The sequence below is a fragment of the Phycisphaerae bacterium genome (genome assembly GCA_018003015.1).
Taxonomy (GTDB): Bacteria; Planctomycetota; Phycisphaerae; order UBA1845; family PWPN01; genus JAGNEZ01.
In genome coordinates, this window is record JAGNEZ010000105.1 from 1 (window position 1) to 13,630 (window position 13,630).

The following is a 13,630-nucleotide window of genomic DNA, read 5'->3' on the forward strand; positions in this document are numbered from 1 at the left end:
ATCGGGCAGGTACTCTCCGGGGCCTTCCATGGCGGTCCTCCTGTGAAAACACCCTGTTCTCACAGAAATCGTCGGCAATCCGGCCCGCGGAGCAAGAGGAAAACCCGGCGTTTATGCTACAGAGTCTGATTATTGCGCTGAACCTTTTTGACATCGTCCTCGGCAAGGAGGCGATGTGCGCCGAGTTTCTGCGTCGTGGGTATCCGACCCTGAACCGGCACCATGCCCGTGTCTTGTTCTATGGCAGGACGCGAGCGACGTTCCCGGGGACCGCCGCCGACCCAAGACTCGTCGCCGCATCATACGAAAAGGCTGGTAGGATGGGGGGTGGGTCTGGGCCGGTCTGCGACAGTTGTCAGGCTCGTTGTCGGGCGGGTCGCGCCGGCACACCCCATGCAGATCGGACGACGGCCTAAACCGCCGAAAGCCCGCGTATTTCAACCGCCGCCGACATGAGGAGTATACCGCGACATGCCATCTGGGACATGCCCGATAGACCGTAGGGCCTGCCCGGGCTGCAGATGATCCCGCGTTCAACCCGACACCGGCAGGGGGATGAGTTCAGGGGTGCATCGCAAGCTTTACCATGAGCTGCAAGAACGGCGCTCGGGTCGGCGGAGGCAAGGCGGGCTTACCGGAAAAGGAGTTTAATGTGCGCTGGCCCTGGACCAGTCACCGAGGCGATCCTGCAGCGCGGCCACAACGGGCTTGGCATTCTCCGCCGCCGCGAGAGCAGCCCGCCGCTCGGCAAAGCAGGTACGCAACCGGTGGATGATGCGGCCGGCGGGTGGACGTGCTGCGGAACTGGCCGGCGAGAGGTAAATCGACCCGTGGGCGAGGAAAGTCCGAAGGCCAGCCGGGAGGCTTTATTTCATAGACCCCGACGTCCTGTCCCGCTGTTTGCATTCGGTTCGCCTAAACAGGCGCCTGTCCCGTGCCTGTCAGTTGGCAGGTTTGGCGACAGGGTTGGTAGACGGCTGCGACTCAGCGGCGGCCTGTTCCGACTTTTCCCATTGGAAGGGTTGCCAGTCCAGGTCCTTGCTGGACCCCATCTCGAAAAACCAGATGCTGGTGGAGTCCTGGGCCACGGGGAAGCCCGGCCCGCGGAAATCCACTGCGAACCGCTTTCCATCGGGAGACCAGGCTGGGGCTCCATACGGGCCGTGAGCAACCGGTGCGACGCGGCTATTTCGGAGATCCAGCAGCCACAAGCCGGAGCGTCCGAAGCCGTCGCCGACGGCGAGATAATCATCGTGAGGCGACCAGGCCGGAATCGCAAAGATCTCATCCGGGAATGTCCACTTGCTCAGGAGGTTGCCCGATTCGAGATCGAGTATGGCGACGACGCTCGTATGCAGCTGATTGATAGCTAGGCGCGGCGAGGAGCGGGACAGGTCGGGCATGGCCCAGGACCCGCCGAGCGAGAGAACCTCACGTTCTGCGGCATCCTCGCCGTCCACTTTGGCAGCGTAAAGCGTGTCTTGACGGACAAAGAAGACCTCGCTGCCGTCGCGCGACCAACTGGGCCAGTCGCCGGGAGCAATCTGACGATCGACTTTGCCGCTTGGATCCACAATTCTGATGATCGGCGGGCCGGCGTTAAAGGGTTCCTGGTGAACGTAGGCGATCCAGTCGCCCCTGGGCGACCAGGAGGGGTCCTTGCCGTTGCGCGTAATGGGGGTCAGCTTTCCCGTCGGAATATCGAGGACCGCGATTCCGCTGCCCACGGGCAGGCCCACGATCATGCGGTCAGGATTGGGCGACCACGACGGCTTCCAGGCTCCACCGAGCAAGTGCCGAAGAGGATTGGCCTTTGGGGCCGTCTCCGGATTTTGCCCGGAGGCAGGCTTGGCGAACTCGCTGATGTCCCACAGGCCATCGAGTTTCCTGGCCAGAGACTTGGTCCTCTCGTCCTCTGACCCGAACAGGCTCGCGGCTTCTTCCCACGCGGCTTCCAGGTCCGCTTCTGCATGTTCGTAGTCGCCGAGTATGACCCTGACATCAACTCGATCGTTCAGGAATTCGATCCATCGAGCGCGGCCGTCCGGTTCATCCTTGCGACAGAATGCAGCGGCCCCATCGATCAGCAGCGTCTGGAGGTCCCTTCCACCCTCCTGGCCAAGTCCTTCGTAGCGAACAGCCGCCAGCACCCTCGCGGCAAGTTCCTTTCCGAGCGGCTGCAGGTCGGCCAGCTTCTGGAGGCTGGAACGGATGACTTCGCGAGCGCCCACCTCATCAGCGAGTCGAAGATGTTTCTGAGCTTCGCGGCAGGTATCGCGCAGGTACTGCCGAATGAACTCCTCATCGACCGGCCGGCCCGCAAACACGGCCAAAGCCTGCGTCCGATTGCCTGTCCCGAGGTACGGGATGCACTCCAGGCAAAGCCGGTGATCTGGACCGAGCAACTCTCTGCGGATGCGGAAAGCCTCGGTGATGAACTTGCGGTGTTCATCAGAGAAAGGATCGCAGAGGCCCAGCTCAAAGAGCGTGTCGGCATACTCAAGACTCGATCGGTCACGCCGCTCCCGGAATGCGAGGACCTTGCGGAGATGCAATTCGGCCTCGTCGGCGAGGCCCAGGTGGCGGTAGGTAACTCCGATCACGTGCCGTAGGGCGGCCTGCGTTTGCGGGGCACTGAATTGGGTTGTGTCGAGGCGTCGGGTCGCCTGTTCGAGAACATCGCGCACGCGCAGGTCCGCGCCCTTTCGCTTGCGCGGGTCGGCCGAAGCCAGCATGTTCTGGAGAAAGGACTGTACTTCCACGAGTTTCTCGTTCTCAGCCGAGGCAACCGCCCAGGCGCGGTCGGCCCTCGCGTAAAGACTCCAGGCCACCAGCGAGGAGCCGGCCAGCAGCAGGACGAAACCCGCGGCGACGACCGCCGGGATGTAGTAGCGCCTCAAGTGTTTCTTAAGCACATACCAGCCGCTGTCCCGCTTGGCCTCGATAGGATCGCCGGCCAGGTAATGCCCGATGTCGCGGGCGAGTTCGCCGGCCGTCTGGTAGCGTCGGTCTCGGTCCTTGCTCAGGCACTTGAGCACGATGGTCTCGACCTCGTCGTCGATCTCGCGCCGGACAGCGCGAGGGCGGACTGGCTCGCCGGTCATGATCCGGTCGAGCACGGCGCGCATGTTGCCGACCACGTCGTAGGGGAACTTGCCCGTCAGCATCTGGTACAGGATCACGCCCAGCGAGTAGACGTCGGTGCGGGTATCGATCCTGCCGGGGATCCCTTCAGCCTGCTCAGGCGAGGACCACGGCAGGCTGCCCATGAACTGCCCGGTCGCCGTCATCAGCGAGACCTCGTCCCCGATCGCCACTTTGGCCAGGCCGAAGTCCAGGATGTGCGGCTCGCCCTCCGCATCGATCTGGATGTTGCCCGGCTTCAAGTCCCGGTGAATAATGCCGCGCAGGTGAGCGGCGTTGACCGCCCCGCAGATCTTGGCGAACAGCCTGAGCGTTTCCTGGACCGACCGTTGCTTGGCGGCCATCCAGAGATCCAGCGGCTGGCCGGTGATGTAGTCCATGACGAAGAAGAAAGTACCGCTCACGCTGCCGCTGTCGTGGATGGCGACGATGTTGGGGTGGTTGAGCTGGCCGAGGACCTCCACCTCGCGCTCGAAGCGGGCCCTGTCCTTGTGGCTGGCGAAAGGCCCTTCCTTCATGACCTTGATGGCCACCTTGCGCTTGGTGGCTTTCTGGACGGCCTGGTAGACCACGCCTTGGCCGCCGCGGTGGATCTCCCGCGTGATCTCATAGCCGGCGATGTGCTCTGCGAAGGCATACGGTGGGCTCGCGTCGCTAGAGCCCGGCGAAAGTTCTGCCGGCGGACACACCTCCTGCTCGAACGCGGCGTCGATCAGCCGCCGCTCGGACGATGCTCCCGCTGGCGGCTCGTTGAGTGGTTCATTGGACACGGTTGCACCCGGCGCGCATGGGCCCTGCGTGTAGTGTCCGCAGTTTCTCATGTACTGAGCATGTCGATTGTGCGGTCCTCAATTCATGTCGTGCCGAATCACCGCCATGCCGCGATGGTCCCGACACCGAACTGGTCTCAGGCGCTGTGCCCGTGGCCGGCCGCGGTGCCGGCGGCATGGCGGCCGGTCGTGTACTCGGCTGCGTAGTCGATCGGGCATTGATCTCGGCCGAGGAGGACCTGAGTACGAGGTTGAGCGCCTGGTGGCGGAGGACCTCGTCCATCGATTTGTCTTCCTGGATTGCGGCTGCGACCTTGGCCCAGTCGCCGAGGCGATCGTGCAGTCCGGTCACAATGGGCTTGGCTTTCTCCGCCGCCGCGAGTGCGGCCTGCCGCTCGGCGTAACGCTGAGCATACGGAACGCTGTCCCAGATCCTCACCGTTGGATCATGGCTTGTTGTCGTGACGATCTGCTTTCCGTCCGGACTGAAGTCAACGGACCCTATTCTCCCGGCAGGCCCCCGGAGGGTGATCAACTCGGCTCCCGTGACCGTATCCCACACCCTGAGCCGGTTGTCTTCGCACCGTGCAGCGATTCGCTTACCGTCGGGGCTAACGACAATCCTCCAACTCCATTCTGTGTGGGAATAGCCTTGCCGTTGGGCAAGCTCGGCGCCAGTCACTGCATCCCATATCCTGGCGGTGTCATCGGTAGCCGCCGTGATAATGCGCGTTTGGTCACGGCTGAAAGCGACGACTTTGACGCGATCCGTATGGCCCCGGAGCACGCGTAGTTCGGTACCAGTGGCCGCATCCCACAGTCTGGCCGTGCTGTCGTTTTCCCCTGCTCCGGTGATAATCCGCTTGCCGTCTGGGCTGAAAGCAACGCAGTGTACATCGTCCTTATGGCCTCGGAGCGTGACCAGCTCGGTACCCGATTCTGTGTCGTACAATGTCGCGATGTTCCCGCTCGCCGTGATGATCCGCTTGCCGTCCGGGCTGAAGTCGAGATCAGATATGGAGGTGTCGTTGTCGCGATTCCCCCAGGCGGCCACCTTGGCCCCGGTAGTGGCGTCCCACAGTTTGACCGCATAGTCCCATGCGTATCCCCATGTGACGATCCGCTTACCATCTGGGCTGAAGGCAACGTAAGGCGATCCGTTGATGTGTCCGCCAAGAACGGCGGCCTCCGCTCCGGTGGCCGTATTCCAGATTCTCGCAGTGCCGTCACTCGACGCCGATGCAACGCGCTTGCCGTCGGGGCTGAAGTCAATGCTCGTGACTTCGTCTGTATGGCCGCGAAGCACGGCCAATTCGGAACGGCTGGGCATATCCCAGATTCTGACGCTGTCATCGTCGGCACTCGTGGCGACGCGTTTGCCGTCGGGACTGAGAGCAACGCACGGACATGCTTCGATGTCTCCGCGGAGCGCGGTCAGATCGGCCTCGGGGTTGACATCCCAAAGCTTGGCCGTTCCATCATCCCAAGACCCGGTCACGATTCGCTTGCCGTCGGCGCGAATACCCAGGCAGGCAACATCGCCCGCGTGGCCGTGGAGCACTGCCACCTCTTTTCCTGTGGCAGCGTCCCAGATCCTGAGCGGTGATTTGTCTGAACCCGAGACGATTCGCTTTCCATCGGGGCTGAAGCGAACACCATGGATTACATCGCTGGAACTGCAGAACGTAGCCAATTCCGCTCCGTTCGGCGCGGCCCACAACTTGGCCACGCCGTCTTCGGACATCGTGAGCGCCTGTTTGCCATCCGGACTGAACGAGACGTAGACTTCACCAGTATGACCTCGGAGCGTGGTCAGTTCCCTGCCCGTGGCCGCATCCCACAACTTGGCGGTTCCATCTTCGGATCCGGTGAGGATTCTCTTCCCATCTGGGCCAAAAGATGCATCAGTGATCTCCGCGGTGTGACCCTGAAGCTTGATCAGTTCGGTCCCGTTGACTGCGTTGTACACGGTGGCGGCATTGTCCTCGGAATACGCAACAAGCCGCCTACCGTCGGGACTGAAAGCCTGACCCCCCTGACTCGGCAGCGTCAGGATCAGGGTTCCGCTGGTTGCATCCCACAGCGTGGCCCTGTCGTCGTTGCAGAGCGTCACAATCCGCTTGCCGTCCGGACCGAAGGCAACCTCTACCACGGCATCAGCGGGTCCGCGTAGCGTGCGGATCTCAGTTCCAGTCGATGCGTCCCACAATCTGGCTGTTTGGTCGGCGGAACCCGTGGCGATTCGTGTGCCGTCAGGGGAGAAGTCAATTTCGAGGACTGCGCCTGTATGGCCGTTGAGCTCGGACAAGAGCGCTCCCGTGGAGGCATCCCACAGTCTAGCGGTCTTATCCCCGCTTCCCGTGAGGACTCTCCTGCTATCCGGGCTGAAAGCGAGACATTTAATCTCGCCGGTGTGACCCCGGAGGGTGGCCACTTCAGCCCCTGTCAAAGTATCTGAGAGTGTAGCGGCGTTGTCTCGGGCTCCCACCACAAGCCGTGCTCCATCTGGACTGACCTTCACGCAGGAGCGGCGCCTATTATGGGTGATCCCAGCTATGGTGTACGGTAAAGTAGCGATGCTTCGGTCACACATCGTGTCAAGATGGTACCACTCCCACTGCCGGAAGCTCTGTGGGCACAGGTCCAGTCGTGTCCTGGCCATGGCGATATCATGGGCCCGCAGTTCTGCCTCGGCGACCGCCAGGTTGGCAACGTAGGCCTGAAACTCTGTGGCCTGGCGCAGGTGTTCAGCCCGGTCGCGCTCGGCGGTGGCCTGAGTCGTGGCCGCTTGGGCCTGTCGCTTGGCCTGGCCCTCGGATTCGGCGAGTCTCCTGTTCTTCTCGGCCATGACGAAGAGTACGACGGCCGAGACAGCCAGAAGGACTACGAAGGAGGCCGCGACGGCCACCGGGGTTTTGTACCGCCGCAGGCTCTTCCTGAGCACGTACAACGCGCTGTCATGCTTGGCCTCGATCGGATCCCCGGCCAGGTAATGGCCGATGTCCCGGGCCAACTCCCCGGCGCTCTGGTAACGCCGTTCCCGTTCCTTGCTCAGGCACTTCAGGACGATGGTCTCGACCTCGTCATTGATCTGGCGTCGGATGGTGCTGGGCCTGGCCGGCTCGGTCTTCATGATGCGGTCGAGCACGTCCCGGATGTTGCCCACCACCTCATACGGGAACCGGCCGGTCAGCATCTGATAGAGGATCACGCCCAGTGAATACACGTCCGTGCGGATATCGATGTTGGCAGGAGCAGCCTGGGCCTGCTCGGGACTGGCCCACGGCAGGCTGCCCATGAACTGTCCGGTCACCGTCATGAGGGACGGTTCCGTGCCAGCGGACATCTTGGCCAGGCCGAAATCCAGAACGTACGGCACGCCGCTGGAGTCGATCCGAATGTTGCCGGGCTTCAGGTCTCGGTGGATGATGCCCTTCAGGTGTGCAGCATTCACCGCCTCACAGATTTTAACGAAGAGCTTCAGCGTTTCCTCGATCGAGCGCTTGCCGCTGGCCATCCAGACGTCTAACGGCTGGCCGGAGATGTAGTCCATCACGAAGTAGAACATCCCGGCCACGCTGCCGCTGTTGTGGATGGCCACGATATTCGGGTGGTTGAGCTGGCCGAGGACCTCCACTTCGCGGTCAAAACGGGCCTTGTCCTTGGGGCCGGCAAAGGGCCCTTCGCGCATCACTTTGATGGCCACCTTGCGTTTGGTGCCCTCCTGGACGGCCTGGTAGACGACGCCTTGCCCGCCGCGGTGGATTTCCCGGGTGATCTCGTAGCCGGGGATGTGCTCTCCGAAGCCACATAGCGGGCTCGGGGCACCGGAAACCGGCGAAGGCTCGGCCAGCGGGCCGACTTCCTGCTGAAAGGCGGCGTCAATGAGCCGCCGCTCGGGCGACCTGCCGCCATCCGGGTCTGAGGGTGGGTTCGTGGACATGTGTACACCGCAACCAGGCCATCGCCTGGTTTCGGGAAGGCATGACCCCGCCGAGGCCAGGCGGTGGTTCATCATTCCCCAACCTCACGAGCGGAAAACGCCGCTTCTACTCACGCGCGGAGGCTCAAAGCGTGGTGAAATAATCCGATGCCGAGCCCATGAGCTCCTGCAGCCGTGAATGGGCACGAGCACGGAGCATGAACACCGCTCCCTGGCTTCGCCCCAGGGCGGCCGCCACTTCGCCGATCGGCCGACCTTCCAGGTCGTACATCCGAACCACGCGGGCGTAAGCCTCCGGCAGCTGCCCGATGGCGCGCTTGAGGCAAGCCTCGTTCTCCTCACGACTTGCGCATCGGCTGGGCGTCGAAGTGGTCCCGCTCAGCCTCTCGATCAGGGTGTTCAGCGAGTCATCGCCCACGCCCTGCGGGATCACGGGGATCTTGCCCTCCAGCCCTTCAATGGCGTCGCGCAGGTTGTTGTTTCTCAACGTGGCCAGCCAGCGCGGGAAGGAGTCTGCTTCCACCAGCCTGAACCGTGAGATGTAGCGCGCCGCATCCGCGTAGGTCTGCTGCATCACGTCATCCTCGGAGAGGACGGAGCGCCATCGCGGGGGGATCTTGCCAGTCAGCCCCTGTCGCATCGAGGGGCCGTATTGCTCCAAGAGAACAGTCAGCGCGTCGCGGTGTCCGCAAATGGCCTTGTCGATCAGCGATCCTTCGGCAGCTGCCATGTGCGCATCCCAGCGAAAGGGCCTCGCTCCCCGCCGAACAAGTTGCCAATAAGTTACGGGAGCACAGGTGCTTATGTCAAGTGGGTCGTGATGGGAGTAGCCGTGTCGCCCTGTGCGCGATGCAGGCGATGGAAGGAATCTCGGGAATTCCCCGATTTCTGCGTGAGTGCCCGGACGGAGTTCCGCTCGTAGGCATGTGGACTGGAGGTCGTCATGGTGGCTGCAAGTGCTGGTCCACGACATGGAGGACAATCATGTTCATGAAACCAGGTTTCGCGAGTGTGTTCTACTGCTTGGGCATTGCCTTTGCCCCGTTGGCCTTTGGGCGGACGCCATCGACGCTACCGTCGGCGGCGACCCAACCTTCGGGGGATCTAATCCCCAAGTACTATAACCTCGTGAAGAACGAATTCATGATGGACTCGAATGATCAGATCGTCCTGACCACACGTGCCGTTCAAGAGGCGATCCGGCAGGCACGCCTAAAGGTCGCCAAGGAGAAGGCAGACGTCGATCACAGGATCACCTCTCTGAACGAAGAGAAGCGGAGCAACACGGAGAACAACCTCGCCGAGCTCAACAAAGCGACCGCCCTCCGGCAAGAAGCCGCGGAGCACGATCGAAAGAGCGTCAAATGGCGCATCAAAAGGGGGCCGAGGGGCGGGATCACGCGGTGGAGCTCGCCGAACTACAAGGAACAGGCCTTGGCGACCGAGTGCCGCAGGCAAGCTGAGGAGCACGAGGCGGAAGTGGAGAAATACCGCAGGGAGATCGGTCGCCTGGATGTAGAGCTGGCCTTCCTGCGTGGCCGATCGGCCTGGCTCGCCCATATGGCTCTACCGAAAACTGGTCGGGACATGCCGGTTAAGGAGTTCTGGGAGGACCTCACCACTGATCAGAGGGAGCAACTCGAACGCGTCGGCATCAGCCGGGACGAATTCAAACGCCTTCTCACCCGTACCGGCCAAACCGAGGCCTCGTTCATCGCCGCCGCGCGCGAGCTGAGGAAAGGGGTGAACTCCGATGACGAGCTGGTTCATTCCCTGAGGGACTACTTCCAGGAGCGTTTGGCCTCGCAGGCCAGGAAGTCCGGCATGGTTCGGGGATGAGCCGCTTTGGAGGGCCCCACAGGACAAGGAGACGACCTGCTCCGTCGCCAGGTTCAATTCTTGACTTCTCAACTGTGAGGAGGCCATCCGCGTTGCCGTCCACATGTGCTGTGGAGATGGGGGAATCGCCATCGTGGATCGAAAGTACTGACCCCGTGAAACGGAGGACAATCATGTCCTTGAAATCGATCTTCCCAAGCGGGTTGCTTTGGCTGTGTGGTGTTTCAGTCTTGTCGGCGCTCGGCCAGCCTATTGATTTCGAAACGTACCCCGACAGTACGCCGACGAGGGATGAAGACGTCATTTCTGATCAGTATGCCTCCCGGGGTATCCTGTTTGAGTTGGTGAATCGGACGACCGGGCAGCACTCTGGTTTTCCTCGCATCGCCGAGGTTGGCAAGCCCCGGACCGCGTTCGTGGGCTGCCTGGGGCAGGATACCCCACGTGAGGGTCAATCGCTGGGGAGCAGATTCCTGACAGACAGCCTGAGCCTTGGGGCAACCGGAGACCTGCTCATTACGTACCTCACCCCAGTATCTGATGCCTCCGGGGTTATCATCGACGTAGATTGTCGGAACAACGGCGGGTCTCCTTGCGAGCAGTGGACCCTCATTGCCCGTGACGAGGCCGGCAATGAGCTGGAGCGGGTGGTTATTGATGGACCCGAGGGTCCACGCAAACCCGAGTGCCTGAACCCGGAAGCTGGTCCGGGCGACGGAGTCGCTTTCGGCTGGGCCTTCGAGCGCCCGAGGCCGGATATCAGCTCCATCCTCTTGCGATACACCGGGGAAGCGCGCAGAGATGGCGCGGGCCTGGCCTTCGACCTTTTCTCGCCCGGCGCGCCGCCGCCCCCATTAACCGTTGAAGGCTCTGCATGGCCCCTCTGGGTTTGGGCCGGTGAATTCGTGACGCTTTCGGGCGAGGCCTCAGGCGGTTGGCCCCCATATGAATATGCCTGGCAGAAGGAGCTCACCAACGGAACATGGATCACGGTCGCTTCATCGCCCACGGCGGACGTGGCTCCGGGCGTTGAGACCCGCTATAGACTCACGGTGACGGACGCCTTGAACGCAACAGCCACGAGTTCCTCCATCAACGTGCTCGTGTGCCCAGTTCTGGTCGAGGTCAGTCAGGAGTCCGCCCCCGATGTGGCAGACTTCGATTCCCACTTGCTGGGGACCATCGGGCTGTATGCCACCGATCTGACAACCGCAACCTACTACGGCTCAGGCAGCTTCCGCGGACCAGCCCCATTGCTGACGCTGAATCGCTCCCATCTCTTCATGCTTGCGGCGGCGGATGGGCTTGCCCTCGTGGTCGTTCATGACATCGCCGCGGAAAACGGGGGTGGACGTGCGGAAATGCAGTTCGATCTTGAGATGGTCCTCGCACAACTGCTTGTTCGCGACGACACCACCTCGGAGGACGCATACCTCACGGAGGCACTCGATTCCCGTTTGCTGTCGCGACATGTCTGGAGCTCGCCCCACACCGATGGGCTAGCCCTGGGTTCTTTAGCTGGCGACTGGACGATATTCGTGCAGTTTAGCGATTGGTCCTCCGGGGGGCCGACGATCGGGGGGCTCGACTCCTGGGTCGCATATGGCCCGGACGATACGATGATCCCGCTGGCGTTAGCGGAAAACCGGCGCGTGCGCCTTCGAGCCGTTCGTGGCAGCTTCCCGGATTCTGATGGGGATGGTGTGATTGATCCGCTCGACCTCTGCCCCGATACAGTCCCGCATGCAGCGATCCATCCTGACGGCTGCCCGATGGATATCTTGGGCGATTTCGACCGCGACGGCGACGTGGATACAGAGGACTTTGAAGCGTTTGAGTCGTGTGCTTCAGGCCCGGCTGTACACCTGCAGCCCGGTTGCGAAGCGAAGGACGTCGACCGCGACAATGACGTAGACCAGTCGGATTTCGGCGCGTTTCAGAGGTGCTACAGTGGCACGGATCGGCCTGCCCGCGTCGGATGCGAGGGCTGAGCCCCTGGAAGGAAGGTCGGGACTGCGGTGCCGGTGATCGTCGGCTACGGTTGGGCAGTGTGCCCTGGAATGGGTAGGTGGATGATTGGAATCAAGATGACTTGTCATTTCCGTGTAGTGGGTTGTGGCCCGCTTTTCTACTGCGGTGCGCGGTTGGGTCACGTGGGCGATGATCATGGTGGGGACAAGGCCGGTACTGGAGAGTACCCGGAAGAAGACCCCAGCCAAGGTCTCTCAGGCTCGACGGACGAACACAACGGGTGGTACCATGTTTGGAGACAAGTCAGTTGTCGGCCCCTTTCAGGAGGACGGCAAAGTGAAGACTTCCAGAGCGATAGATCTGCCACAGTCACGAGTGCATCTGTTCAGCATCATGGCGTCCACTCTTGTTCCCCTCTTGTTACAGAGCGCAAGGCCCGCAGTTGCGGATTCTGTGTGGCCAATCAACGGCCATCAGTATCGTGCGGTGAGCGTCCCTGATGGGATCAGTTGGAGCCAGGCAAACGATGCCGCTATTGCGTCCGGCGGGTACCTGGCGACCTGCACATCCTCGGCCGAAAACGACTTCGTGTTCAGCCTCGTGAACACATCTGAGTTTTGGGCAGGTACGGGGACAAACGCAAACTGGGGCCCGTGGCTCGGCGCCTATCAGCCGGAAGGTTCCGCCGAGCCCGCGGGCGGTTGGCACTGGGTCACGGAAGAAGCTTGGGGGTATACAGCCTGGCAATCCGATCAACCCGACAATCTGAATGACGTTGAAGACCGCATGCACTACTTCGTCCCGATAGGTCAGTCGCGGGCCGCAACTTGGAACGATAGCGCAGCTACTGCTCTGCTGAAGGGCTTTGTCATCGAGTTTGACCCGAAGCCCACGGAGGCTGTTTGGCCGGTCAATGGCCATCACTATCGCGCGGTGAGCGTGCCCGAAGGTGTCACCTGGGACCAAGCCAACGACGCTGCCACTGCGGCGGGGGGCTACTTGGCAACCATCGGTTCTGTCGCCGAAAACACCTTCGTCTTCGAACTGACTGACGCACCGCAGTTCTGGTGGGATGATCCGGTCAACAACAGGTCGGCCGGCCCGTGGCTTGGCGGTTATCAGCAAGTTGGCGCTTCAGAGCCTGCAGGCGGTTGGAAATGGGTGACAGGGCAGCCACTTGTCTACACGAACTGGTGTCCCAGCAACCCGGACGATCAGCTGGGCGGCCAGAACTGTCTTCACTTCTTCCTGGGGGGCGGCTTGGGCCGGAGCGGCCAGTGGAATGACCTGTGGAGCGACCCTGGCGCTCACTCATTGCGAGTCGTCGGTTACGTCATCGAGTTCCCGGCGCAAAGTCCGATCGTTCAGAACGGAAGTTTCGAGATTGGCCAGGATCCCGGCGTGCACACAGGAGTGGGGGCAGGTTCGGCCGTCATTCCAGAATGGGTGATTACGGGCGACGTCACTTATACCGGCAGCTACTGGCTCAGCTCTGATGGTCGCCGAAGCCTCGATATGGATGCCGGAGGAATTGCACAGACATTCCCCACGATTCCCGGCCAGAAGTATGTCGTGATCTTCGAGCTTGCCGGCAATCCGGCCTGCGAGAGCTTGATCAAGGAACTCCGCGTCGCAGCGGCAGGTACATCACAGACCTTCACGTTCAACATCACCGGCTACAAGCTGTGGAACATGGGCTGGCAGACTCGAAGCTGGGAGTTCACGGCCACCGAAGGCCGAACAACATTGGAATTCCAGGCTTTGGATCCGGGGGACTCCAACTGCGGACCGGCCTTGGACAATGTGTGGGTGGTCATTTCGGAGGCAGAGGACGCCGACAGGGCCAGCGCACATTAAACTCCTGTTCCGGTAATCACTTGCATGAGGAACTGGTTGTTCCAGCCCGCGATGCGGCTCTTGCACTTGATGCTATCCTTCGACGCGTGACGCTTCAGGAGGCTGA

The 13,630-nt window shown here is 61.9% G+C and carries 6 protein-coding genes; 3 read left to right on the forward strand and 3 right to left on the reverse strand.

Translation table 11 applies throughout. The annotated features are described in order from the left end of the window. Positions 1–941 precede the first annotated feature (941 nt). From KA354_24005 to KA354_24015, 3 genes are all read right to left on the reverse strand, one after another. Positions 942–3,914: a protein kinase gene (locus tag KA354_24005; protein ID MBP7937716.1), complete on the reverse strand. Its 2,973-nt coding sequence runs from the start codon at positions 3,912–3,914 to the stop codon at positions 942–944. Next, a complete protein-coding gene (locus KA354_24010; protein MBP7937717.1) occupies positions 3,904–7,857 on the reverse strand; it encodes a protein kinase in 3,954 nt (1,317 codons plus the stop codon). Before KA354_24010 ends, KA354_24005 begins: the two co-directional genes overlap by 11 nt. A 124-nt stretch (positions 7,858–7,981) precedes the next feature. Beyond that, positions 7,982–8,587, reverse strand: coding sequence for a sigma-70 family RNA polymerase sigma factor (locus KA354_24015; GenBank protein ID MBP7937718.1), 606 nt, complete (start codon positions 8,585–8,587; stop codon positions 7,982–7,984). Between the two features lie 254 nt (positions 8,588–8,841). Between KA354_24015 and KA354_24020 the strand changes: the two genes are divergently transcribed. The 3 genes from KA354_24020 to KA354_24030 all read left to right on the forward strand — a co-directional run bounded on the left by KA354_24020 (position 8,842) and on the right by KA354_24030 (position 13,524). Continuing rightward, entirely contained in the window at positions 8,842–9,696 is an 855-nt protein-coding gene (locus KA354_24020) for a hypothetical protein (GenBank protein ID MBP7937719.1), read from the forward strand. 173 nt (positions 9,697–9,869) lie between these two features. Then, a complete protein-coding gene (locus tag KA354_24025) occupies positions 9,870–11,687 on the forward strand; it encodes a hypothetical protein (GenBank protein ID MBP7937720.1) in 1,818 nt (605 codons plus the stop codon). A 466-nt stretch (positions 11,688–12,153) separates the two neighbouring features. Next, entirely contained in the window at positions 12,154–13,524 is a 1,371-nt protein-coding gene (locus KA354_24030; GenBank protein ID MBP7937721.1) for a choice-of-anchor C family protein, read from the forward strand. Positions 13,525–13,630 lie beyond the last annotated feature (106 nt).